We start from the raw sequence: 24,745 nt of genomic DNA, 5'->3' as shown, positions 1-24,745 counted from the left end.
TTGCCCCACAAATGTCTGCGGGTATGCTGTTGGCCTGCCGAGGAGATTGAAAATGGCCTACGATTTTGACCTTTATGTGATTGGTGCCGGTTCCGGTGGTGTGCGGGCTGCTCGATTTGCCGCCGGGTTCGGCGCGAAAGTGGCGGTGGCCGAGAGCCGCTACCTGGGCGGTACCTGTGTGAACGTTGGCTGCGTGCCGAAAAAATTGCTGGTCTACGGTGCGCATTTTGCCGAGGACTTCGAGCAGGCCTCCGGTTTTGGCTGGAGCCTGGATGAGGCGCAGTTCGACTGGGCGACGCTGATCGCCAACAAGGACCGCGAGATCAATCGCCTCAATGGCATTTATCGCAACCTGCTGGTCAACAGTGGCGTGACCTTGCATGAAGGTCACGCCAGCATCGTCGATCCACATACGATCGAGATCAATGGTGAGCGCCATACCGCCAAAAATATTCTCATCGCCACCGGCGGCTGGCCGCAGATTCCGGAAATCCCGGGGCACGAGCATGCCATCAGCTCCAACCAGGCGTTCTTCCTTAAAGAGCTGCCCAAGCGGGTATTGGTGGTGGGCGGTGGCTACATTGCCGTCGAATTTGCCGGGATCTTCCATGGCCTGGGCGCACAGACCACGCTGCTGTATCGCGGCGAGCTGTTCCTGCGTGGCTTTGACGGTTCGGTGCGCAAACACTTGCAGGAAGAGTTGACCAAGCGTGGCATGGACCTGCAGTTCAACGCGGACATCGAGCGCATCGACAAGCAGGCCGATGGCAGCCTCAAAGTCACGCTCAAGGATGGTCGCCAACTGGAAGCCGATTGCGTGTTTTATGCCACGGGGCGTCGTCCGATGCTGGACAACCTCGGGCTGGAAAACACCGGGGTCAAACTCGACAAGAAAGGTTTTGTCGAGGTCGATGAGCTGTATCAGACCGCCGAGCCGTCGATCCTTGCGCTGGGCGATGTGATCGGCCGCGTTCAACTGACCCCGGTTGCCCTGGCTGAAGGCATGGCGGTGGCACGACGCCTGTTCAAGCCGGAGCAGTATCGCCCGGTGGACTACAAGATGATCCCGACGGCGGTGTTCAGCCTGCCAAACATCGGCACCGTCGGTTTGACCGAGGAAGAGGCCCGCGAAGCCGGCCACGAGGTGGAGATCTTCGAAAGCCGGTTCCGGCCGATGAAGCTGACCCTGACTGAATGCCAGGAGCGCACGCTGATGAAGCTGGTGGTGGACGCCAAGACCGAGAAGGTCTTGGGTTGCCACATGGTCGGCCCGGACGCCGGTGAAATCGTCCAGGGCCTGGCGATTGCCTTGAAGGCCGGCGCCACCAAGCGGCACTTCGACGAAACCATCGGCGTGCACCCGACGGCCGCCGAAGAGTTTGTCACCATGCGTACGCCGGTCGCCGGTTAATCGTCCTTCGCTGCGTCTGCCGCTGCCGCCATGGTCGCGGCCAGACGCAAGCGGTCTTCCAGATCCGTGCGGGTCTTGGCCAATTCAATTTCCAGTGACTTGTTGAGCTGCGACTGCTCATCGACGTTCTGTTTGAGTGCCTGGCTTTCCAGCAGGGCGACGCGCAGGCGTTCCTGGAGGAGGGTGCGTTCGCTGTCAACGCGGGTGGCCTGTTCCAGCAACTGATCCTGGCGGCTATTGCTTTGCTTTAGCTGCTCTTGCAGCAGGCTCAGCTCACGCAGCGTGCCGCGGTTTTCGGTCAGCAAGCGTTCGTTGTCGCGGTGCAGCTGGGTGACTTCATCCTGACGAACCAGCGCGCTTTGTTGTGCCTGGCGCAGTTCCATCTGCAGTTGTTGCACCTGGCCTTCATGGCGACTGATTTCCTGTTCGCGCTGTTCCTTGACCGCATTGCGGTAGTGCTCCAGCGCATCGCGAGTGTGCAGGTGCTTTTCTTCAAGGGAGCGGATCTGCTCGTCCTTGTCTTTCAAACGCAATTCAAAATCCGCCAGTGCCTGGTTCAACCCGGCGTTGCGGGTTTGCTCCGTTTGCAGCATGGCGTGGGTTTCTTGCAGGGCCTCGGACTCCTGAGTCAGCGCCAGGCTCTGGAATTCGTATTGCTCGTGCAGTTCGCTGTTGGCCTCTTGCGCTTCACTGAGCTGGTTTTCCAGGGTTTTGCGCTGTTCCTCGTACTGCGTGCGCGCCTGTTCGATAGGTTCCTGCGCTTGCTCCTTGAGTCTTTGCGCGAGCCGCGCCACCAGCGCCATCAGTTCGTCGTCGATCGGCTCCGTCGGTGCCTCGACCGGTTCGACCTTGTCATCCAGCTCTTTGAGATAGCGATGAATCGTGGTTTTCGAACCGGTATTGCCCATCTCGATCCGTACGGCATCGATGCTGGGGTTTTCGCCGCGAGCGAGGATCGCCAATCGGGCGGCTTGCACCACCGCTTTATTTACACCGCCGCGTGCCATGAGATCTCCCGGGTTTTGTTGATGTGGTACGTACCACGTAAATACACATTGTACCATTCAATCGAAAAAGTTAAATGTTGAGTGTGTCTGACACGGGATATACTGGTATTACCCCGTGTGATACACCGAATACCGCTTTTTGACCCGTCAACGCGGTATGAATTCAAGAGCTGACCCCATGACCGAGCTGGATCGTTACCTGCAAGCTGCGACGCGCGACAACACCCGTCGCAGCTATCGCGCGGCCATCGAACACTTTGAGGTGACATGGGGCGGTTTTCTGCCGGCCACCAGCGACAGCGTGGCGCGCTATCTGGTGGCCCATGCCGGGGTGTTGTCGATCAACACGCTGAAACTGCGTTTGTCGGCATTGGCGCAGTGGCACAACAGCCAGGGTTTTGCCGATCCGACCAAGGCGCCGGTGGTGCGCAAGGTGTTCAAGGGCATTCGCGCGCTGCATCCAGCCCGGGAGAAACAGGCGGAACCCTTGCAGCTGCAACATCTGGAGCAGGTAGTCAGTTGTCTGGAGCTGGAGGTGCAAACCGCCAGGGCCGAAGGCGACCGGCCGGGTTTGCTGCGGGCCAGGCGCGACATGGCGTTGATCCTGCTGGGCTTCTGGCGTGGCTTTCGCAGTGATGAGCTGTGCCGGCTGCAGGTTGAGCATGTGCAGGCCAGCGCCGGTTCCGGCATCAGTCTCTATTTGCCACGCAGCAAAAGTGATCGCGACAACCTCGGCAAGACGTATCAAACCCCGGCGTTGCAACGCTTGTGTCCGGTGCAGGCTTACATCGACTGGATTTCCGAGGCGGCACTGGTGCGCGGACCGGTGTTCCGTGCCGTCGACCGCTGGGGGCATCTGGGCGAGGAGGGGTTGCACGCCAATAGCGTGATTCCTTTATTGCGTCAGGCCTTGGAGCGCGCCGGTATAGCCGCCGAGCTCTATACCAGTCATTCCTTGCGTCGTGGGTTTGCGAGCTGGGCGCATCAGAGTGGCTGGGATTTGAAGTCGCTGATGAGCTATGTGGGCTGGAAGGACATGAAGTCGGCCATGCGTTACATCGAGGCCAGTCCGTTCCTCGGCATGGCGCGCATCACGCAAAGGCCGGTGGAATCCTAGATACCTTTTTCTTCTATTAATACAGCTGGCTAATAGCGAAAGCCAATCAGCAGCATCAGGTTTGCCAATGAGCCTTCCGTTCGTCGAGTCGGTAAAGTTCTCTCCATCAACTTCCTAACCCCTGACGGAGAGTCAACGATGCCTATCATCAACAGCCAAGTTAAACCGTTCAAAGCTGACGCATTCAAAAATGGCGACTTCGTAAAAGTCTCGGACGCTGACCTGAAGGGCAAGTGGTCTGTCGTGTTCTTCTACCCGGCCGACTTCACCTTCGTCTGCCCGACCGAGCTGGAAGACCTGGCCGACAACTACGACGCATTCCAGAAGCTGGGCGTCGAGATCTACAGCGTTTCCACCGATACCCACTTTGCCCACGCTGCCTGGCACAACACCTCGCCAGCCATCGGCAAGATCCAGTACACCATGATCGGCGACCCGACCCACGCCATCTCCCGCAACTTCGACGTGCTGATCGAAGAAGCTGGCCTGGCTGACCGTGGCACCTTCGTGATCAACCCTGAAGGCCAGATCAAGATCGTTGAACTCAACGACGGCGGTGTAGGCCGTGACGCTTCCGAGCTGCTGCGCAAGATCAAGGCCGCTCAGTACGTCGCTGCTCACCCGGGTCAGGTCTGCCCAGCCAAGTGGAAGGAAGGCGAGGCCACTCTGGCTCCGTCCCTGGACCTGGTCGGCAAGATCTAAGTCTGTGACGCGCTTCATCAGGGCGCACTTGCGCACCTTCTAAGCAAGCTGCACCGCCCAATAAAAACGCCCGGGCGAGATTCGCTCGGGCGTTTTTTTGTCTCAAGAATTCAAGGAAATCGCCCGTATGTTGGACACCAATCTTAAAGCCCAGTTGAAATCGTACCTGGAACGGGTCACCCAGCCGATCGAGATCGTTGCCTCCCTCGACGACGGTGCGAAATCCCAGGAAATGCTCGAACTGCTGAAAGACGTTGCCAGTCTTTCCGCCCAGATTACTTTGCTCGACAACGGCGATGATGCACGCAAGCCGTCGTTCTCGATCAATCGCCCGGGAGCCGATATCAGCCTGCGCTTCGCCGGCATTCCGATGGGCCACGAGTTCACTTCATTGGTGCTGGCCCTGCTGCAAGTCGGCGGCCACCCTTCGAAAGCCAGTGCGGAAGTGATCGAACAGATCCGCTCGCTCAAAGGCGAGTTCAGCTTCGAGACTTACTTCTCGTTGTCGTGCCAGAACTGCCCGGACGTGGTCCAGGCGCTGAACCTGATGGCGGTGCTGAACCCGAATGTCCGTCATGTCGCCATCGACGGCGCGCTGTTCCAGGCCGAAGTCGACGAGCGTCAGGTCATGGCCGTGCCAAGCATCTACCTCAACGGCGTGAACTTCGGCCAGGGCCGCATGGGCCTGGAAGAAATCCTCGCCGGGATCGACACCAGCGGCATCGAGCGCCAGGCCGAGAAGATCAGCGCCAAGGAAGCCTTTGACGTGCTGGTGGTCGGCGGTGGCCCGGCGGGTGCAGCGGCGGCTATCTACGCGGCCCGCAAAGGCATTCGCACCGGCGTGGCGGCCGAGCGTTTTGGTGGGCAGGTACTGGACACCATGGCGATCGAGAACTTCATTTCGGTGCAGGAAACCGAAGGGCCGAAACTGGCCGTGGCCCTGGAAGAGCACGTCAAGCAGTACGACGTGGACATCATGAACCTGCAACGCGCAGACAAGTTGATCACTGGCAAAGCAGGTGAGTTGCACGAAGTCCACTTCGCCAGCGGCGCGAAGCTCAAGGCTAAAACCGTGATCCTCGCAACCGGCGCACGCTGGCGTGAAATGAACGTGCCGGGTGAGCAGCAATACCGCAACAAAGGCGTTGCGTACTGCCCGCACTGCGATGGACCGCTGTTCAAGGGCAAACGTGTGGCGGTGATTGGTGGCGGCAACTCCGGTGTCGAAGCGGCCATCGACCTGGCCGGTATCGTGTCCCATGTCACGCTGCTGGAGTTCGATGTGCAGTTGCGTGCCGATGCGGTATTGCAGCGCAAGTTGCACAGTCTGCCGAATGTCACCGTGATCACCAGTGCGCAAACCACTGAAGTCACCGGCGATGGGCAGAAGGTCAACGGCCTGCGCTACAAGGATCGTCAGACTGACGAGTTGCGCAGCGTGGAACTGGAAGGGATCTTTGTGCAGATCGGTCTGCTGCCCAACACCGATTGGCTCAAGGGCACCATCGAGCTGTCACCCCGTGGCGAGATCATCGTCGACGCTCGCGGCGAAACGTCGGTACCGGGCGTATTCGCCGCCGGCGACGTGACCACCGTGCCGTACAAGCAGATCGTGATCGCGGTGGGCGAGGGCGCCAAGGCTTCTCTCAGCGCGTTCGATCACTTGATCCGCACGTCCGCCCCGGCATAAACCTCGGCGCTGAAAACACAAAACCCCATGATTGATCATGGGGTTTTTTTGTGCCGTTCACATTCCTGAATCCGGAATGCTTTCCTGTGGGAGCGGGCTTGCCCGCGAAAGCGGTGTTCCAGTCACCATCAATGCTGGATGTGCCGCCGTCATCGCGGGCAAGCCCGCTCCCACAAGGTTTTTCGGTGTGGCTTACAGCGGTGCCGGCTGAATGATCTCGACCCAGTAGGCATCCGGATCCTTGATGAACGCCAGGCTCTTCATGCGGCCATCGCTCAGGCGCTTCTGGAAATCGCAGCCCAGTGCTTCAAAGCGCTCGCAGGCGGCGACGATGTCCGGCACCGAAATGCAGATGTGGCCGAAACCGCGCGGGTCGGTGTTGCCATTGTGGTAGGCGAAATCCGCGTCGTTCTCGGTGCCATGGTTATGGGTCAGTTCAAGAATGCCGGGGATCGACTTCATCCACTCGGTGCGCGCAGCGGCATCGGCCGGGATCTGGTGCTTGTCGACCAGCGCCAGGAAATACAGGCTGAACTCGGCTTCCGGGAAGTCGCGTTTTTCCACCAGGGTGAAACCCAGGATGCGCGTGTAGAAGTCCAGGGACTTGGTGATGTCCTTGACCCGCAGCATGGTGTGGTTGAAGACAAACTTCTGCGTAGCGGCGTCCGGTTGGGCGGTGACGCCGGGGAAGGTGTTCAATTCGTGCAGGCTCATGGGCCCTCCGGGAAATATGTGGGCTAACGAATGGCGACAATGATACGCAAGGGTTCGGACATCACCAAACCCAAACAGTCGGCTATTGCCTGACAGCCGGCCTGGGCCCAGACTTTACGGCCTGATCCGTGAGTGCCCATTGCAATGATTCGACTCGATAGATTGCTGTTTATTCTGGCCAGTGTGTTTTCGCTGGCCGGCGCTGCTTGTGCCGATGCACCGGTGGTGACCTGGCCGCAAGGCTGGCAGGTCGAAGCCGTACCCGAGTCAGCGCCGGGGGTCAGTCGCCAGCGGGCGGTGAAAATTGATCAGGGCGGAACGCCGCTCATGGTGATGGAACTGACCATGAGCCCGGTTCAAGGCGATCATCAGGTAAACCTCGAAGGCGTATTGCTGGAAATGCGCAAGTCGGTGCAAAAGGACTTCTTTCAGGGAGGCTATCAAAGTGTCTGCACGCGAATTCATGCGACTACCCTGAGTCGATTGGCTGCGCTGGAAACTACCTGCACCATCACGCAAAACGGCAGGCATGTGCTTTCTCAAACATTGGTCGCCGCGGTGGATGCCGATAAGGCCTATGTACTTTCCTACGCGGGGCAGGCCGAGGCTTATAAGGCGAGCCAGGATGAAATAGACGCTGCCCGTAACAGCTTGAAACTTTAGTTGGCGACAGTGCTTTTTGATGCATGAAGAAAATTTTAGATATCCAAATGGATTAAGCACAAAGTAATTGGATAACCCATGAAAAAGCCCTGCATAAGCAGGGCTTTTTTGTTGCCGCGAGAGTTAGCCGCGCAGCCAGGAATCAACGGTGGCTGCACCGTACTGTTCTTTCCAGGCTTTCAGGCCGCGGTGATTGCCGCCCTTGGTTTCAATCAGCTCGCCGGTGTGCGGGTTCTGATAAACCTTGACCACACGGGCGCGGCGGGTTTTAGGTGCGGCTGCCTGCAGCAGGCCGGATTTTGCCGGGTTTGGATCGAGAATGGCGATGATGTCGCGCAGACTCTTGCCGTAGGTTTTCATCAAACCCTGGAGCTTCTCTTCGAATTCGATTTCTTTCTTGAGCCCGGCATCATTCTTCAGCGATTCCAACTGCTTGAGCTGTTCTTGAAGGGCCTTTTCGGCTGCACGAAATTCAGCGAGTCTGGACAATATCTTTACTCCAATAGTGTGTTTGGCTGATACCAACCGCAAACAAAGCTATAAGCCAAGAGCCTTGAAGCGACTCGGTGATAATGGCTCACCTGCCAATTTAGCGCAGGCATGAAAAATTGTAGTAGTTAATTGGCCAAGAGTAAATCCTGTCTTTTTCTTCATGTAACGTCAGTAGTGTTTTGATTCAAATTGGTGCCTGTAGTCGTTGTTTTATCGATTAAATTCGCCAGTTAATGGTCGCTTAATGCACTAATGAATTCTGCGGCCGGCATGGGTTTGCCGTACAGGTAACCTTGCAGGAAGTTGACCTGGTGAGCGCTCAGGTAATCACTCTGCTCACGGGTTTCGACACCTTCGGCCACGAGGGCAAGATCGAGTTTGACCGCCAGTTCGATGATGCTGTCGAGGAGGTGGCTAGTGAGAGTATCGACGCCGATCATGGCGACAAAGCTCTGGTCGATTTTCAGGAAATCGACATTGAACTGCCGCAGGTAGCCAAGGCTTGAGTGGCCCGTGCCGAAGTCGTCGATGGCGATTTTCACGCCCAGTTCGCGAAGTTGCTCGAACAGTTGCAGGGTGATGGCCGTGGGCTCGATCAGTTCACGTTCGGTCAGTTCCAGTACCAGATGGATCGAGCCCGGCTCGAACGCATCTAGAAACTCGCGGCAATCCTTGACCAGTTCCAGGTCCTGGCAATGGCTGGCGGTGATGTTGATGCCAATATGAAACGGTTTGTTGAAGCTGGCCGATTGCGGTGCGAGCAGGGCAGCGGTTTGTCTCATCAGCGAGCGGGTCATCGGTACGATCAGGCCGGAGTGCTCGGCAAACGGAATGAACAGATCCGGACGTACCAGGCCTTCCCTTGGATGTTTCCAGCGCATCAGCACTTCAGCGCCGCACCAGCTTTTGCTGTCGCCATGCACCACGGGCTGGAAATACGGAATGAACTCTTTAGCTTCCAGGGCGCGCTGCATTTCATGGGAGGGTGACGATGCGCGCTTTTGCAGGAAGTGACCGATTGCCCCGGCAAGCACGCCGAAGAAAATCAGCAGGCTGAACAGCGGCGGATATTCGCTGCTCATGTATCGCCAGGTTTCGCCTTTGGGGAAACCGGCTTCCACGGCAAAAGCATAGCGCTCGGAAGTCAAACGGCTCGGCGCAACGGGCAATTCAGGTGCATCCCCTCTGTGCGCCTTGCCATCGGCGGACATCCAGTCCGGGCCCACTTGCAGCAAGAGCAAGGTCTTGCGGCCGATCAAGCGCAGGACATTGCTCAAGTGATAGCCGTCGAGGGTCGTCAGCGCGCCTTTTTTTCCTTCGCTCAGGCGGTACACCAGCAAGGAGGTGTTGGGCGTCACCGGGTTGCCGTTCATGAGCCACAAGGCGCCCTGGGTATAGTCGCCGGGATTGACCTTCTCCTCAAAGTCGCCGAACAAAGAGCTGCAATAGAGGTTGTTGTCCCACACCAGATTGGTGGAACGCACGAAGGGGCGGCGGGTGACCTGTTCGCGCAGCGCCAGTTTGACGTCACTGCAACTTTGGCCCGCCAGCGGCAGCAATTCACGGGCGGCCTGGGCGGTGTTGTCGAGCATCAGGTCGAACTGGCGAACCGCTTCTTCGGCGATCTGTTCGGTGTCTTGCTTGAGCGCGCGCCCTGCTTGCACGTAGAGAATGGCGGCCCCCAGCAGCACCGGGAGCAAGCCACTGATCAGGGTGACCGCAATTCTTTTTCTGCGACTGCGGGTTTTGGCTTTCAGTGGCATTCGCGAATCCTGTCACGAAGTAGTAAGGCTCTCAAATGATGGCAGGGCAAAAACGCCTCCCATGAAGAGTTCGGGTATGGGCCATGATAGTTGGCCGTTGGCGGTTGTGCCGCTCAACGCAAGTCAAGGCTTTCGGCCAGCTTGATAAAGGCCAGCGTCGCGGGTGATGCCTGGCGTCGATCGAGTACCGCCAGGCCGACCTGGCGCAACACCGCCGGCGACAGCGGTTTTTTCACGCAGCGGCCGTCGGTGAGGCTGGGCAATGAACCTTCGGCAACCACCGTCACCCCGTCGCCCCGAGCGACCACATCCAGGGTGCTGATCAACTGCGAGCAGCGATAACGGACGTTGGGGGTCAGTCGGGCCGCTGTGAACAGGCGCGAAACCAGTTCCGAAGAACCGGCCTCGGTAAGGACAAACGGGAAGTCACAGAGGTCCTTCAGGCTCACGCTGTCAAGAACCGCCAGCGGGTGGCCGGCGGGCAGCAGCGCGACCATCTGGTCCTCGATCAGCGCGACCGTGTCGAAGCGCTCCTCGGGCAACACCACAAAACCGATGTCGATCCGTCGTTCCTCCAGCCACTGGAGCACCTGGCGGTCGGGGCCTTCGTCGATATGCACCTCGATGCCGGGATGGGCGGCGCGGTAGTGCTGCAAAATCAATGGCAACAATTTGATCGATGACGTCGGGCCGAAGGAGCCGATACGCAGTGTGCCGCGTTTCATGCCCCGCGCATCCGCCGCTTCCTGGCGCAGGGTATTGGCCAGGCCGAGCATTGCACGGGCGCGCAGCAGCAACTGCTGGCCAATGTCGCTCAACTCGACCTGGGATTGATGCCGGCGCAGCAACTCGACCCCCAATTCCAACTCCAGGGACTTCAAGGCATGGGACACCGCCGATTGGGAAATACCCAGGCGATTGGCCGCAGCGGTGAAGCCGTGGAGTTCGGCCACCAGGGAGAAGATCTCCAGTTGAGTGAGGGTCATGAGTGTTTACTCATTTTACGATGACTGGGTATTACTCGAATGATACGTCATCTTCCCGACATCCGGTCCTGGAATCTTATGACGATCTGCGAGCAATCCCTGTCAAAACCATCGGATCTTCCGGTGTACATGAAGCTGGCGGCGGTCACGATGGTATGGGGCGGCACCTTTGTTGCCGGACGTTATCTGGCCGACAGCCTAAGCCCACTACTGGCCGCCAGCCTGCGGTTCCTGCTGGCCAGCGTGGCGTTGCTGCTGCTCGTACGCGCGCTGCGCACACCACTGGTTCGGCCGAATGCCCGGCAATGGCTGCAACTGTCGTTGCTTGGCTTTTTCGGGATCTTTTTCTACAACCTGTGCTTCTTTTATGGGCTGCACTACATCAATGCTTCACGGGCATCCTTGATCGTGGCACTGAATCCGGCCGTGATCGGGCTGGCCTCCTGGCTGCTGTTCAAGGAGCGCTTGAACCGGGCGAAAGTCGTCGGCATCGCGATCTGCATGGCGGGCGCCAGCATGGTGATCGTCAGTCGTGACCCGCAAGTGCTGGCCGGTGGTGCCGGTACCTGGCTCGGCGACCTGCTGATTTTTGGCTGTGTCCTCGGCTGGGGTGTCTACTCGCTGTGCTCCCGGGAGCTGAACCAGGCCCTGGGGCCGGTGCAAACGGTGACGTATTCGATTCTGCTGGGCACCGCCATGCTCTGGATGACCTGCATCGTGCGGGGAGAGGTGAGTGTCGCGGCGATCGCCCACCTGGGTGCGCCGCAATGGTTGAGCCTTTTATACCTGGGCGTGCTGGGGTCGGCGCTGGCGTACATTGGCTACTACGACGGCATCCGCAAGATCGGCGCTACGCGTTCCGGGGTGTTCATTGCCCTGAACCCGCTGACGGCGGTCATCCTGGGTGCGCTGCTGCTGGACGAGCCGCTGACATTGGCCATGTGCCTGGGCGGCGGGTTGATACTGACGGGGATTTTCCTCTGCAACAAACCCCTTGCGCGGGCAGGGAAAAAGGGGATTTGATACAGAAGGCGGACAAACTGATTTACGCTGTGTAGAATCAAGTTACGCATACAATAATAATCGTCTTCTGGCAGCAGAAGACTCGCCCGCAAGAGCCTTGGGTCAAAATGAAGATATTCGGGTTTCAACTGATCTACGGTGACTTTCTCGCCCGCAGCGTGCGGGGCATCTCCTGTGCGCCGCCCACCGGTCTCAGCATTGCTAGCAACTGACATTCGTTAATTTCTAACAGCATGATGAGGCGCCAACCATGGCAGATCTATACGAAAACCCGATGGGCCTGATGGGCTTTGAATTCATCGAGCTCGCATCGCCGACCCCGAACACCCTGGAGCCGATCTTCGAGATCATGGGCTTCACCAAGGTGGCGAGCCACCGTTCCAAGAACGTGCACCTGTATCGCCAGGGCGCGATCAACCTGATCCTCAACAACGAGCCCAACAGCGTGGCCTCGTACTTCGCGGCCGAGCACGGCCCGTCGGTGTGCGGCATGGCGTTTCGCGTCAAGGATTCGCAGAAGGCCTACAAGCGTGCCCTGGAACTCGGCGCCCAGCCGATCCACATTGAAACCGGCCCGATGGAACTGAATCTGCCGGCGATCAAAGGCATCGGCGGTGCGCCGCTGTACCTGATCGACCGTTTCGGTGAAGGCAGCTCGATCTATGACATCGACTTCGTGTTCATTGAAGGCGTTGACCGTCATCCGGTCGGTGCCGGCCTGAAGATCATCGATCACCTGACCCACAACGTGTATCGCGGTCGCATGGCCTACTGGGCCAACTTCTACGAGAAGCTGTTCAACTTCCGCGAAATCCGCTACTTCGACATCAAGGGTGAGTACACCGGCCTGACCTCCAAGGCCATGACCGCACCCGATGGCATGATCCGCATTCCGTTGAACGAAGAGTCGTCCAAGGGTGCCGGGCAGATCGAAGAGTTCCTGATGCAGTTCAACGGCGAGGGCATCCAGCACGTTGCTTTCCTGTCCGATGACCTGCTCAAGACCTGGGATCACCTGAAAGGCATCGGCATGCGCTTCATGACCGCGCCGCCGGAGACCTACTACGAAATGCTCGAAGGCCGTTTGCCGAACCACGGCGAGCCAGTGGGCGAACTGCAGGCACGGGGCATTCTGCTGGACGGTTCGTCCGAGTCGGGCGACAAGCGTCTGCTGCTGCAGATCTTCTCGGAAACCCTGATGGGGCCGGTGTTCTTCGAGTTCATCCAGCGCAAGGGTGACGATGGTTTCGGCGAAGGCAACTTCAAGGCACTGTTCGAATCCATCGAGCGTGACCAGGTGCGTCGTGGTGTTCTCTCTACCGACTAAGCCGTTACACCGATAACACTGTGGGAGCGAGCCTGCTCGCGAAAGCGGTTGTACATTCAACATTGATGTTGACTGACACACTGCTATCGCGAGCAGGCTCGCTCCCACATTTGTTTTTGCGTGTGCTTAAGGCCTGCGCTGCCGCATCAGATGCTTGAACCCTTCGAACACCAGCACCAGCACCGCCATCCAGATCGGAATGTACGTCAGCCACTCACCGGCCTTGATGCTCTCCCCAAGCAACAACGCCACGCCCAGCAGCAGCACCGGTTCGACGTAGCTCAACAAGCCGAACAGGCTGAACGGCAGCAGGCGGCTGGCAATGATGTAGACCACCAGCGCCGACGCGCTGATCACGCCGAGCAGCGGGATCAACAGCGACAACCATGGATGCTGGTCAAACACGCCGAAACCTTGCGCGCCGCTCTGGACGAACCAGACCGCGACCGGCAGCGTCAATGCCATGTCCAGCCACAAGCCACCGAGATTGTCCGTTGCCAGCCGTTTGCGAACGACGAAGTAGGTCGGGTAACCCATGCAGACCAGCAAGGTCGCCCAGGAAAAACCACCGACCTGATACACCTCGTTGATCACGCCCAGGCAGGCGAACACCACGGCGATTTTTTGCAGATAGGACAAGCGTTCGCCATAAGCGATCCGCCCGGTCAACACCATGGTTAGCGGCAACAGGAAGTAACCGAGGGACACGTCCAGGCTGTAACCGTTCAGCGGTGCCCACATGAACAGCCACAATTGCACGGCGAGCAGGGCGGAGGAGGCGATCAGCGCGCCGATCAGTTTCGGATTGGCAATGGCGCGCCGAACGATCTCCAGCACGCGCTTCCATTCGCCGGACACCACCATGAACACGGTCATGCACGGCACGGTCAGCAGCATGCGCCAACCGAAGATTTCCACGCCGCTCAAGGGCGTGAGCAGCGATGTGTAGTAATACATGACGGCAAACAGCACCGAGGCTGAAACCGATAGAGCGATACCTTTAGACAAGCTGTCCTCGCGAGGTTGAAGGTGAAACGGGGCGCGCAGGATACGTGGTTTTGGCGCCGAATATTGACCAATCAATCAACACCGAACCTGTGGGAGCTGGCTTGCCTGCGATAGCGGTCCATCAGCCAACATTTGCGTTGAATGTGAAACCGCCATCGCAGGCAAGCCAGCTCCCACAGGGGATGCATGTCGTCAGGCTCTGTGCGGTGTACGCCCCGACACGAAATGGCTCACATCATTGAACCCCGGTGTCGACGCATGCCCCGGTGTCACCAGCGAATCGATGAACGCCTCGTCCTCGGCCGTGATCTTCACCGCTTGCGCCTTAGTGTAGGCGTCCCATTGCGCTTCGGTACGCGGCCCGACAATGGCCGAGGTGACGGCGCTGTTGTTCAGCACCCAGGCAATCGCGAACTCGACGATGCCGACGCCGCGCTCCCGGGTGTATTGCTGGATTTGCCCGGCGATACGCAGGGACTCGACGCGCCATTCGGTTTCCAGGATGCGTTTGTCCTGGCGTCCGGCACGGCTGTCGGCGTCCGGTTTCACATCCGGTGCATATTTGCCGCTGAGCACCCCGCGCGCCAGCGGGCTGTAGGGCACCACGCCGAGGCCGTAGCTGTGCGCGGCCGTGATCTGCTCGGTTTCAGCCTGGCGGTTGACGATGTTGTACAGCGGCTGGCTGATCACCGGGCGGTCAACGCCCAGTCTGTCGGCCACGCGGATGACTTCGGCAATGCGCCAGCCACGGTAGTTCGACAGGCCCCAATAGCGGACTTTGCCCTGGCGGATCAGGTCGCCGATGGCCGACACCGTCACCTCCAGCGGCGTGTTGTGGTCTTCGCGGTGCAGGTAATAGATGTCGAGGTAGTCGGTGCCCAGGCGCGTCAGGCTGGCCTCGATGCCATTGAACAGGTGCTTGCGGTTCAAGCCGCTGCGGTTGGGCACGCCGTCCACGGGGCCGAAGCCGACCTTGGTGGCGAGCACCCACTCATGACGGCGGCTGGCGATGGCCTCGCCGACGATCTCTTCGGACCGGCCATGGGTGTAGACGTCGGCGGTGTCGATGAAATTGACGCCCTGGTCCCATGCCTTGTCGATGATGCGCAGGGAGTCTTCGGTGCTGGTCTGTTCGCCGAACATCATGGTGCCCAGGGTCAGGGTGGACACCTGCAGACCCGAATGACCCAGCGTGCGGTAGCTCATGAGGAAATCCTTTTGCCAGAGGGAAAGGCTCAATCAGATACCAGAATCGTGACCGGGAGCAAACGCAAATCTCAAACACACTCGAACCAAACTGTAGGAGCGAGCCTGCTCGCGAAGAACTTCAGGACACCACGTTTATCCAGGATAAACGCGTTATCGTTGACGTCCATCGCGAGCAGGCTCGCTCCTACAGTGATCAGGTGCTGGTCAGGCGCGCAGCGTACGGGTCATGCGCAACGCCAGCAGGCTGCCGCAGACAATCACGCCCGCCAGCATATACAGCGCGGCATCGGTCGAACCCGTGCTGTCCTTGACCCAACCCACCAGGTACGGGCTGAGGAAACCGGCCATCTGTCCCATCGAGTTGATCAACGCCAGGCCACCGGCGGCGGCCCCGGCACTGAGCAATGCGGTCGGCACCGGCCAGAACATCGGCAGGCCGGTGAGGGCGCCCATGGTGGCGATGGTCAAACCAAGAATCGCGATGGCCGGGTTGGCGGCGAAGTTCACCGCGATCAGCAGCCCCAGCGCGCCCATCAGCATCGGCACCACCAAATGCCAGCGGCGCTCTTTGCGCAGGTCCGCCGAGCGGCCGACGATCAGCATGAACACCGCGGCCAGCAGGTACGGAATCGCACTGAGCCAGCCGATCACCAGATTATCGCTGAAACCCAGGTTCTTGATGATCGATGGCAGCCAGAAGTTGATCGCGTAGACGCCACTCTGGATGCAGAAGTAGATCAGTCCGAAGGCCCAGATCGCCGGGTTCTTGAACACCGCCAGCAGTGAGTCGGTAGAGGTCTTCGGTTTATTGGCCAGGTCCTCGGCGTGGTCGGCTTCCAGCACCGAGCGCTCGAACGGGGTCAGCCACTTGGCGTTGGCGTAGCTGTCGCTGAGCAGGAAGTAAGCCAGCGCGCCGAGGATCACGGTCGGAATGCCTTGCAGGAGGAACATCCACTGCCAGCCCGCGAGACCGCCCTGGCCTGCGGCGAAGTGATTGAGAATCCAGCCGGAGAACGGGCTGCCGAGCAGGCCGGACACCGGGATCGCCGACATGAACAACGCCATGATGCGGCCACGACGGAAGGTCGGAAACCACTGCGAGAGATACAGCACCACGCCCGGGAAGAACCCGGCTTCGGCCGCGCCGGTGAACAGGCGCAGGGTATAGAACTCGGTCGGTGTGGTGACGAACAGCAGGCAGGTCGACAGCGTGCCCCAGGTGATCATCATCAGCGCGATCCAGCGCCTTGGGCCGAATCGAGTCAGGGCCAGGTTGCTTGGCACGCCGCACAGCACGTAGCCGATGAAGAAGATGCCGGCACCGAGGCCGTACACGGTTTCGCTGAACTTCAGCGCGTCGAGCATCTGCAGTTTGGCGAAGCCGACGTTTACCCGGTCGAGGTAGTTGAACAGGTAGCAGATGAAGATGAAGGGGATCAAGCGCAGGGTAATGCGCTTGTAGACGGCGTTTTTGTCGTCAGCGATGGCCTCGGACGCTACGGCGCTCTGTGTCATGGCGGCTCTCTCTTTATTATGATTTTTTGCGATGCAAAGGGTAACGTTGATCGCCCGAAGAGTCTCGACCACCCTCAGGGTGGCTGTCTTTGTGCCTGAGCACAGGGTTTGCAAGCAAAGGCCTGTGCGGGTGAACAACCCGTTCCATCACCGTCTTCAAGGATCACTGCATGTTCGAACTCGATCACGACCTGGCCCAGGACATCGTCGACCGGGCAATGGCCATTTTGCCGTACAACGTCAACGTCATGGACAGCCAGGGCCTGATCCTCGGTAGCGGCGAGCCGGAGCGGGTCAACACCCGCCATGAAGGGGCGCAACTGGTGCTGGCCAACGGTCGCGTTGTCGAGATCGACGCGCAGACGGCGATGCATCTAAAGGGCGTGCAGCCGGGCATCAACCTGCCGCTGATGCTCGACCAGCGTCTGATCGGCGTACTCGGCATCACCGGTGAACCCGAACAACTGCGCACCTATGCCGAACTGGTGCGCATGACCGCCGAGATGCTGGTGGGCCAGCGCAACCAGCAGGCCGAACAGCAATGGCGGCGCCAGCGCTGCGACGACTTGCTGGCGCTGCTGCTCAGCGAAGCCGGGGACTCTCCGCGACTGGTCGATGAAGCGCAGCAGTTGGGCCTCAAGCCACAAATGACGCGGGTGCCGTATTTGTTCGAACTGGGCCTGGAGCACGCACCGGGGCAAACCGTCGAGGCTCTGAGTGCCTGGTTGACCACCCGGCACCCCGACAGTTGGTGTGTGAGTTCGGCCAAGACCTCATTGCTCTGGTGCCGGCCAGCCAGCCAGTCGGTCGAGAACGAGCGCTTGCTGGACAAGCTCGATGGCCTTGGCTGGAACATCTTGCGGATTGCCGTGGGTGGGCAGGCTGATGGGCTTTCGGGCTTGCGTCGTTGCTATCGCCGGGTCGGTGACTTGCTGGCCTACGGGCGCGAGGTGTTGCCGCGCTCGCGATTGCTGACGCTGAACCGCTATCGGCTGCCGGTGATGCTGTGGCGCCACCGCAACGACGACGCCCTCGACGAATTGCTCAGCCCGCTGCGCAAGGTCATTGCCAAGGACGGCAACGGCCAGTTGCTGGCGACCCTGCGCAGCTGGTGCGAACACGGCGGCCAGAGCCAGGCCTGCGCCGATGCACTGGGCATTCATCGCAACAGCCTGCGTTATCGCATGGAGCGGATTGCCGAACTGAGCGGGGTTGATCCGCTGCGGCTGGACGGCATGCTGGCGCTGTACCTGGGCGTGCAACTGCTGCCCGAACCGAATGATGCACTGTAGGAGCCGGCTTGCTGGCGATGGCGATCTTAATGGCGCCATCGCCAGCAAGCCGGCTCCTACAGAGGCCAGTATGAATCAGCAGGCTTTGTGGAAATGAACAAGAAACGTCATCGCCGCTTGTGCAGTGGACCGGCGTTATTGTTCATGGCGGCTGGCAGCATGTGGGCATTGGAACTGGAGAATTCCCATGAAAATCGTGATCGCCCCCGACTCGTTCAAGGACAGCCTCAGCGCTCAAGGCGTGGCCGATGCCATTGCCCTGGGATTGGCGCAGGTCTGGCCGGATGCCCAACTGATCAAATGCCCGATGGCCGACGGCGGGGAAGGGACTGTCGAGTCGATTCTGGCTGCGTGCGCTGGCGAACTGCGCCGCAATGAGGTGCGCGGACCTTTAGGGGTTGCGGTGAATGCCGCTTGGGGCTGGTTGCCTGACAGCCACACCGCAATCATCGAAATGGCCGAGGCCAGCGGGTTGCAGTTGGTCCCTCTGGCTCAGCGTGATGCATGCATCAGCAGCACCTTCGGCACCGGGCAACTGATCCGCGCCGCGCTGGACGCCGGTGCTCAACGGGTGATCCTGGCGATTGGCGGCAGTGCCACCAATGACGGCGGCGCCGGTGCCATGCAGGCCCTGGGTGTGAAACTGCTGGACGCTCAGGGGCAGACGCTGTCACCGGGCGGTCTCGCCCTTGCGCAATTGGCGCGCATTGACCTCAGCGAAATCGATCCGCGTCTGCAGCAGGTCCGCTTCGACATCGCCGCTGACGTCAACAACCCATTGTGCGGCCCTCACGGTGCCTCGGCGATTTTCGGCCCGCAAAAAGGCGCCTCGCCGGTGCAGGTCGAACAGCTTGACCGGGCACTGGGGCACTTTGCCGACCATTGCGCGACCGCCTTGGGCAAGGATGTCCGCGACGAACCGGGCAGTGGCGCGGCGGGCGGCCTGGGGTTTGCCGCGAAAGCGTTCCTGGGCGCGCAGTTCAAGGCCGGGGTCGAGGTGGTCGCCGAGCTGGTGGGGCTGGCCGAGGCGGTTGCAAGCGCCGACCTGGTGATCACCGGGGAAGGGCGTTTCGATGCGCAAACCCTGCGCGGCAAGACACCGTTTGGCGTGGCGCGTGTCGCCAGGCAGCACGCGGTGCCGGTCATCGTCATCGCCGGCACGCTGGGCGAAGGTTATCAGGCGCTTTATGAGCATGGCATCGACGCTGCGTTTGCCCTGGCTAGCGGGCCGATGACCCTGGAGCAAGCCTGCGCCGAAGCGCCGCGCTTGCTGCGTGAACGGGCGACCGATATCGCACGGGTCTGGCGGATGGCTGTTCGTTGCGACTGAGGGTTTTTCTGTGGAATTGAAAGCCATGCTGGCGCGTTTCGTGATTTGAGATAGGGTTGTGGCTGGGAGCACCCGCGCGACAGGAGAACGACATGCGCTACTCAGCCTTGACCCAACGAATCGCCGGTGACGGAGCGGCGGCCTGGCAGATTCACGATCGAGCGCTGCAATTGCGCGAACAGGGTGTCGATGTCCTGCTGCTGTCCATTGGCGATCCGGATTTCGATACGCCGCAACCCATCGTCCAGGCCGCCATCGCCAGCCTGCTGGCCGGTGATACGCACTACCCCGAAGTGCGCGGCAGTCGAGGCCTGCGCGACAGCATTGCCCGTCGGCATCGGCAACGCAGTGGCCAGGTGGTGGATGACGAACATGTGATCGTCTTTCCGGGCGCGCAGTGTGCGGTGTATTCGGTGGCGCAGTGCCTGCTCGATCCGGGCGATGAAGTGATTGTCGCCGAGCCGATGTACGTGACCTATGAAGGCGTGATTGGCGCGTGTGCGGCCACAGTGGTGCCGGTGCCGGTGCGCCCGCAGAACGGATTTCGCGTCGACCCGGCGGATGTCGCGGCACGGATCACGGCGAAAACCCGCGCCATCCTGCTCAACAGTCCGAACAATCCATCGGGCGCCAGCCTGTCGTTGCCCATCTGGCAGGAACTGGCGGCGCTGTGCATTCGTCATGATTTGTGGCTGATCAGCGATGAGGTCTACAGCGATCTGCTGTACGAGGGCGAGCACATCAGCCCGGCGAGCCTGCCTGGCATGGCTGAACGCACGGCGACTATCAACAGCCTGTCCAAGTCCCACGCCATGAGCGGTTGGCGGGTGGGCTGGGTGATCGGGCCCAAAGCCATGGCCGGGCATCTGGTGAACCTGTCGTTGAGCATGCTGTTCGGCATTCCGGATTTCGTCCAGAACGCCGCGCAACTGGCGCTGGATGAAGAGTTGCCGGAAGTGGCGATGATGCGCGAGGAGTATCGCCAGCGCCGTGACCTGGTGTGTGCAAGTCTGGGCCAGTGTCCGGGCCTCAGGCCGATTTGCCCGGATGGCGGGATGTTCGTGATGGTCGATGTGCGCCAGACCGGTTTGTCGGCCCAGCGCTTCGCCGAGATGCTGCTGGAAGGTTATGGCGTGTCGGTGCTGGCCGGTGAAGCGTTCGGGCCGAGTGCGGCGGGGCATATCCGCATCGGCCTGGTCGTGGACCAGCGCAAACTGGCCGATGCCTGTCGGCGCATCGCCTTGTGCGCGGCGGATTTGCTGGTCGCGCGCCGCGCCTGATCCCTCAAGCTTTCCACGCTCGGACGTTGACCAGATTGGCCGGCCGTTCACCCGCCAGCGCCGCCAACAGATTGTCCACCGCGCAACTGGCCATGGCCTCCCGTGTTTCATGGGTGGCCGAGCCGATGTGCGGTGTCGCCACCACGTTGTTCAACTGCAACAACGGCGAGTCCCGGTTCAACGGTTCGCGTTCGAAAACATCCAGCCCCGCCGCGCGAATCCGGCTTTCACGCAAGGCTTCGATCAGCGCTGCTTCGTCGACGACTTTGCCCCGTGAAATATTGATGAAGATGGTCTCCGGGCGCATCAGGGCGAACTGTTCTGCGCCGATCAATCCTTCGGTTTGTGCGGTCAGCGGCAGCGTCAGGCAAACGAAATCGGCCTGTTGCAACAGCTCCGGCAGGCTTCGGTATTGGGCATTGAAGCGCTGTTCCACCGCCGGTTTCGGTGACTGGCTGTGATAGATCACCGGCATGCCAAAGCCGAAATGCCCGCGCTGGGCGAGGGCCTCGCCAATGCGGCCCATGCCGATGATGCCCAGGGTTTTGCCGTGCACGTCGCTGCCGAAATGCGTGGGGCCGATGTTGCGGGTCCACTTGCCTTCGCGAATCATGTTCGCCAGTTCCACCACGCGCCGGGCGGTTGCCAGGATCAGCGCGAAACCGGTGTCGGCGGTGGTTTCGGTCAATACATCCGGGGTGTTGCTGAGCAGGATGCGCCGCTCGGTCAGGTAGTCGATGTCGTAGTTATCGACACCCACCGAGACGCTGGCAATGGCTTGAAGGTCGGGTGCCCGGTCGAGCAGTTCGGCATCCAGTTTCAGGCTGGCCCCCAGCAAACCGTGGGCGCGGGGCAGGGCATCGCGCAGTTTGGCCAGGCCCTGGGCATCAAGGTTTTCGATCAGCGTCACCTCGGTCTGCTCGTGCAGGCGAGCCATCAGCAGCGGCGAGAGTTTTTTGTACAGGACGACCTGCTTTTTCATCTTCGAGATCTCAACGTCAATTCAGGAATGTGCCGTGGCAGTGCGCGTTACCGTGGCCGTGGGCCGCTCCCGGTCGCTGGCGCCGGGCTTGAGGAAAATCGTCAATACCACCGAGAACATCAGCGCGCCGCTCATCAACAGGTACGAGGCGCCCGGCGAGCCGGTCGAGCTGTTCAGGTAACCGACCAGATACGAACCGCCAAAGGAACCGAGGGCACCCATGCTGTTGATCAGCGCCATGGCGCCGCCCGCGACGTTGGCCGGGAGGATCTCTGGAATGATCGCGAAGAACGGTCCGTAAGGCGCGTACATGCAGGCGCCGGCAATCACCAGCAGGGTGTAGGACCACCAGAAATGTTCGGCACCCAGGGCGTAGGAGCCGTAGAAAGCAATCGAGGCAATCAGCAGTGGCGGCCAGACGAAACGTTTACGTTTTTGCAGCTTGTCCGAACCCCAGGACACCAGCAGCATGCCGATCACCGCCGCGAGGTACGGCAGCGCCGACAGCCAGCCGGCCTGGACCATGTCCATCTGCGCGCCGGCCTTGAGGATCGACGGCAGCCACAACACGAAGCCGTACACGCCGATGCTCCAGCAGAAAAACTGCAGGGCGAGGATGATCACCTTGGGTGAGCGGAACGCTTCGGCGTAGTTCTTCACGGCCTTGATGCCGACCTGTTCGGCGGCCAGTGCGCTTTCCAGATCCTGCTTCTCCTGGTCGCTGAGCCACTTGGCCTGGGACGGACGATCATCGGCCAGGCGCCACCAGATGAATGCCCACAACACCGCCGGCAAACCTTCGATGATGAACATCCAGCGCCAGCTGTAGTGCTGCACCAGATAGCCCGAGACCACCGACATCCACAGCATGGTCACCGGGTTGCCGAGGATCAGGAAGGTGTTGGCCCGCGAGCGTTCGGCGCGGGTGAACCAGTGGCACAGGTAGATCAGCATCGCCGGCATCACTGCCGCCTCGACCACGCCGAGCATGAAGCGGATGACGATCAGCCAGTAGGCATTGGAGACGATCCCGGTCAACGTCGCCAGGCTGCCCCAGAGGATCAGGCTGACGAAGATCAGCTTCTTCACGCTGTGTTTCTGCGCGTAGATGGCGCCGGGTACCTGGAAGAAAAAGTAGCCGAGGAAGAACAGCGCGCCGAGCATCGACGACAGGCCTGGTGTGATCATCAGGTCCGCCGCCATGCCGGACGCGGCGGCGAACCCATAGTTGGCGCGATCCAGATACGCCAGGCTATAGGTGATGAACACGATGGGCATGATGTACCACCAGCGGCGGGTGGCGAGCGTTGCGGTTTTCATGGTGGTGCTCCTGAGCTTGTTGTTTTTGTCGCAGCAGGTAACGGTTTAAATCTTCAGTGACTGTGCTGGCCTCTTCGCGAGCAGGCTCGCTCCCACATTGGATTTACGTTCGACACAAATCCCCTGTGGGAGCGGGCTTGCCCGCGATGGCGGCCGCAAATTCGCCGACCATTTCAGATCGGGTGGGCAACCCCTCCATATCCCCCCGGCTCTGCACCGCCCGGCTGCCGATCCAGTTGGCGCGTTTCACGGCCTCGGCAACGCTTTGGTTTTCCAACAGCGCGCTGATCATGCCGACGGCAAAACCATCGCCGGCGCCGACCGTATCGACCACCGTTTGCACCGGTACGCCAGGCACGAAACCTTGATCAAGCTGTGTGCGGTAGTAAGCCCCGTGCGGGCCAAGCTTGATCGCCACGGCTTCGGCGCCCTGGTCAAGATAGAAGGCAGCGATGTCTGCCGGGTCTTCGAACCCGCTCAACAAGCGACCTTCGCTCAACCCCGGCAGCACCCAATGGGCGAGGGCGGCGAGGCGGTTGATCTCGGTGATCATTTGTCGTTCGCTGGCCCACAGGCTCGGACGCAGGTTCGGGTCGAAGGACACGCTGCGCCCGGCATCGCGCATGCGGCTCATCAATTCGAACGACATCTGCCGCGTCGACTCCGACAACGCCGGGGGAATGCCGGTGGCGTGCAGGTGTCGGGCCTTGAGCAGTTCGGGCACGATCGAGTGCGGCGACAGGTGACTGGCCGCCGAACCACGGCGGAAGTACTCGACGGCGGGATCACTGCCATCATCAGTGCGGGACTTGAGTTGAAAACCGGTCGGGTGGGCGCTGTCGATGTCGACGTGGCGGCAATCCAGGCCTTCTTTTTCCAGGGTGTCGACCACGAACCGGCCCAGCGAATCGGCACCGACACGGCTCAGCCAAGCCACGTTGAAGCCCAGTCGGGAAAGGCCGATGGCGACGTTGCTGTCTGCCCCGGCAATGCGTTTGTGGAAGGCGCCGACGCCGGCCAGGTCACCGGCCTGCTCGGCGACGAACATCGCCATGGTCTCGCCGAAGGACAGAATATCGATCTCAGACATGAGCACTCTCCAGCTGCGCTTGGCCGAGGTGGGCGAGGGCGGCGACGTGTTCGGTGGTCAGTTGCACCAGGTCATCGCCCTGCAGCGGATATTCCGCCGCCCGCATGACACCTTGGGCCATGTGCCGCAGCAGGTGTTCCCACTGTTGCAGGTCACTGACGGCGGGAGGGATGGCCACCAGTTTGCCGTCGGCGCGGCGCGTGACCGCTTTGCAATGCACGTAACCGACATGCCGCCCGAGCAACCGCGCTGCGCTGGCGGCGGACTGGTCCTGCCAATGCCAGTTGCCGATATCGAAGGTCATCCTGATCGGCAACTGGTGCTGCTCGACCTCAGCGAAAAAACGCTGGAAGGGTTCAATGCGGCCACCGTGCAGGGTCTGGTCGTTTTCCACCAGCAACTGCACGGCGCTGTCGCCCAGCATTCGGGCGAGGCTTTGCAGATCGCAGTTGTCGGTGAAATAACCCAGCGACACCTTCAGCCATTTGGCGCCGAACGCCTGGGCGCGTTGCAGGGCCGTGATCAGTTCGGGATTGGGCCTGGATTGCCCGGCCAGCCAGAGCTCCATGGGCGACGAATACACGCTTTGCAGGCCTTCTGCCTGAGTGGCATCGGCCAGTTGAGCGGGGTCCTCGATGGTCAGCAGTTCTTCGCGCCACTCAATGCGCGTGGCGCCGGCGGCGGCGAGAATGCTGATGAAACTGCCCTGGCCGCGCTGGCGCACCAGGTCGGCGCCGTAGCTGGAAAGGCTGATGGAAACGGCGGGTTTGTTCATTGTTTTTATACCTCTGAAACCGGTTTCATTTTTGTTCAAAAAAATATCA

General features: G+C 60.5%; 22 protein-coding genes. 10 read left to right on the top strand and 12 right to left on the bottom strand.

Features of this window, described 5'->3' with window-relative positions; all coding sequences use genetic code 11:
* Positions 1–52 precede the first annotated feature (52 nt).
* On the top strand, positions 53–1,411 hold the full coding sequence (gene gorA / locus AB4O16_RS02950; protein WP_160387539.1) for a glutathione-disulfide reductase: 1,359 nt from the start codon (positions 53–55) through the stop codon (positions 1,409–1,411).
* Here the strand turns inward: gorA and AB4O16_RS02945 are convergent.
* Positions 1,408–2,418, bottom strand: a complete 1,011-nt coding sequence (locus AB4O16_RS02945; protein ID WP_460156947.1) for a DNA-binding protein — start codon at positions 2,416–2,418, stop codon at positions 1,408–1,410. The two genes, gorA and AB4O16_RS02945, sit on opposite strands and share 4 nt — an antisense overlap.
* A gap of 178 nt (positions 2,419–2,596) precedes the next feature.
* Between AB4O16_RS02945 and AB4O16_RS02940 the strand changes: the two genes are divergently transcribed.
* From AB4O16_RS02940 to ahpF, 3 genes are all read left to right on the top strand, one after another.
* Complete coding sequence (locus tag AB4O16_RS02940) at positions 2,597–3,535, top strand: site-specific integrase (protein ID WP_160387543.1); 939 nt, start codon at positions 2,597–2,599, stop codon at positions 3,533–3,535.
* Between the two features lie 138 nt (positions 3,536–3,673).
* The gene (gene ahpC / locus AB4O16_RS02935; protein ID WP_007975937.1) at positions 3,674–4,237 is read left to right on the top strand and encodes an alkyl hydroperoxide reductase subunit C; all 564 of its coding nucleotides are present in this window, start codon (positions 3,674–3,676) and stop codon (positions 4,235–4,237) included.
* Between the two features lie 127 nt (positions 4,238–4,364).
* Entirely contained in the window at positions 4,365–5,927 is a 1,563-nt protein-coding gene (ahpF, locus tag AB4O16_RS02930) for an alkyl hydroperoxide reductase subunit F (RefSeq protein ID WP_460156946.1), read from the top strand.
* Positions 5,928–6,119: 192 nt separating this feature from the next.
* Here ahpF and gloA read toward each other — a convergent pair whose 3' ends face one another.
* Entirely contained in the window at positions 6,120–6,641 is a 522-nt protein-coding gene (gloA, locus tag AB4O16_RS02925; RefSeq protein WP_160387547.1) for a lactoylglutathione lyase, read from the bottom strand.
* 144 nt (positions 6,642–6,785) lie between these two features.
* On the opposite strand from gloA, the gene AB4O16_RS02920 reads away from it, so the two are divergent.
* A complete protein-coding gene (locus AB4O16_RS02920; RefSeq protein ID WP_160387548.1) occupies positions 6,786–7,304 on the top strand; it encodes a DUF4946 domain-containing protein in 519 nt (172 codons plus the stop codon).
* 123 nt (positions 7,305–7,427) lie between these two features.
* Here AB4O16_RS02920 and AB4O16_RS02915 read toward each other — a convergent pair whose 3' ends face one another.
* The 3 genes from AB4O16_RS02915 to AB4O16_RS02905 form a co-directional block, all read right to left on the bottom strand.
* Entirely contained in the window at positions 7,428–7,793 is a 366-nt protein-coding gene (locus tag AB4O16_RS02915) for a histone-like nucleoid-structuring protein, MvaT/MvaU family (RefSeq protein ID WP_008051761.1), read from the bottom strand.
* 233 nt (positions 7,794–8,026) lie between these two features.
* The gene (locus AB4O16_RS02910) at positions 8,027–9,559 is read right to left on the bottom strand and encodes an EAL domain-containing protein (protein WP_460156945.1); all 1,533 of its coding nucleotides are present in this window, start codon (positions 9,557–9,559) and stop codon (positions 8,027–8,029) included.
* Between the two features lie 113 nt (positions 9,560–9,672).
* Positions 9,673–10,545 (bottom strand): LysR family transcriptional regulator, encoded by an 873-nt coding sequence (locus tag AB4O16_RS02905; protein ID WP_460156944.1) that lies wholly within the window; start codon positions 10,543–10,545, stop codon positions 9,673–9,675.
* A gap of 78 nt (positions 10,546–10,623) precedes the next feature.
* On the opposite strand from AB4O16_RS02905, the gene AB4O16_RS02900 reads away from it, so the two are divergent.
* On the top strand, positions 10,624–11,568 hold the full coding sequence (locus AB4O16_RS02900) for a DMT family transporter (protein ID WP_460156943.1): 945 nt from the start codon (positions 10,624–10,626) through the stop codon (positions 11,566–11,568).
* Between the two features lie 250 nt (positions 11,569–11,818).
* A complete protein-coding gene (gene hppD / locus AB4O16_RS02895; RefSeq protein ID WP_160387556.1) occupies positions 11,819–12,895 on the top strand; it encodes a 4-hydroxyphenylpyruvate dioxygenase in 1,077 nt (358 codons plus the stop codon).
* A 126-nt stretch (positions 12,896–13,021) separates the two neighbouring features.
* Here hppD and rarD read toward each other — a convergent pair whose 3' ends face one another.
* The 3 genes from rarD to AB4O16_RS02880 form a co-directional block, all read right to left on the bottom strand.
* Positions 13,022–13,903 (bottom strand): EamA family transporter RarD, encoded by an 882-nt coding sequence (rarD, locus tag AB4O16_RS02890; protein WP_160387558.1) that lies wholly within the window; start codon positions 13,901–13,903, stop codon positions 13,022–13,024.
* A 192-nt stretch (positions 13,904–14,095) separates the two neighbouring features.
* The gene (locus AB4O16_RS02885) at positions 14,096–15,109 is read right to left on the bottom strand and encodes an aldo/keto reductase (protein ID WP_460156942.1); all 1,014 of its coding nucleotides are present in this window, start codon (positions 15,107–15,109) and stop codon (positions 14,096–14,098) included.
* Positions 15,110–15,316: 207 nt separating this feature from the next.
* Complete coding sequence (locus AB4O16_RS02880) at positions 15,317–16,627, bottom strand: MFS transporter (protein ID WP_160387562.1); 1,311 nt, start codon at positions 16,625–16,627, stop codon at positions 15,317–15,319.
* Between the two features lie 170 nt (positions 16,628–16,797).
* Between AB4O16_RS02880 and AB4O16_RS02875 the strand changes: the two genes are divergently transcribed.
* From AB4O16_RS02875 to AB4O16_RS02865, 3 genes are all read left to right on the top strand, one after another.
* Positions 16,798–17,919, top strand: a complete 1,122-nt coding sequence (locus AB4O16_RS02875) for a sugar diacid recognition domain-containing protein (protein ID WP_160387564.1) — start codon at positions 16,798–16,800, stop codon at positions 17,917–17,919.
* 187 nt (positions 17,920–18,106) lie between these two features.
* Positions 18,107–19,249, top strand: a complete 1,143-nt coding sequence (locus AB4O16_RS02870; protein ID WP_160385437.1) for a glycerate kinase — start codon at positions 18,107–18,109, stop codon at positions 19,247–19,249.
* A gap of 92 nt (positions 19,250–19,341) precedes the next feature.
* The gene (locus tag AB4O16_RS02865) at positions 19,342–20,529 is read left to right on the top strand and encodes a pyridoxal phosphate-dependent aminotransferase (RefSeq protein ID WP_160385438.1); all 1,188 of its coding nucleotides are present in this window, start codon (positions 19,342–19,344) and stop codon (positions 20,527–20,529) included.
* 4 nt (positions 20,530–20,533) lie between these two features.
* Here AB4O16_RS02865 and AB4O16_RS02860 read toward each other — a convergent pair whose 3' ends face one another.
* The 4 genes from AB4O16_RS02860 to AB4O16_RS02845 all read right to left on the bottom strand — a co-directional run bounded on the left by AB4O16_RS02860 (position 20,534) and on the right by AB4O16_RS02845 (position 24,696).
* Positions 20,534–21,511 (bottom strand): 2-hydroxyacid dehydrogenase, encoded by a 978-nt coding sequence (locus tag AB4O16_RS02860; RefSeq protein WP_460156941.1) that lies wholly within the window; start codon positions 21,509–21,511, stop codon positions 20,534–20,536.
* A gap of 21 nt (positions 21,512–21,532) precedes the next feature.
* Complete coding sequence (locus AB4O16_RS02855) at positions 21,533–22,831, bottom strand: MFS transporter (protein WP_160385440.1); 1,299 nt, start codon at positions 22,829–22,831, stop codon at positions 21,533–21,535.
* Between the two features lie 103 nt (positions 22,832–22,934).
* The gene (locus AB4O16_RS02850; RefSeq protein WP_460156940.1) at positions 22,935–23,921 is read right to left on the bottom strand and encodes a sugar kinase; all 987 of its coding nucleotides are present in this window, start codon (positions 23,919–23,921) and stop codon (positions 22,935–22,937) included.
* Positions 23,914–24,696: a sugar phosphate isomerase/epimerase family protein gene (locus AB4O16_RS02845; RefSeq protein ID WP_160385442.1), complete on the bottom strand. Its 783-nt coding sequence runs from the start codon at positions 24,694–24,696 to the stop codon at positions 23,914–23,916. Before AB4O16_RS02845 ends, AB4O16_RS02850 begins: the two co-directional genes overlap by 8 nt.
* Between the last annotated feature and the right edge of the window lie 49 nt (positions 24,697–24,745).

The sequence above is a fragment of the Pseudomonas sp. S2_H10 genome, from assembly GCF_054668285.1.
The sequence above is the reverse complement of the archived record's forward strand: the minus strand, read 5'-3'. Positions and strand labels throughout refer to the sequence as shown.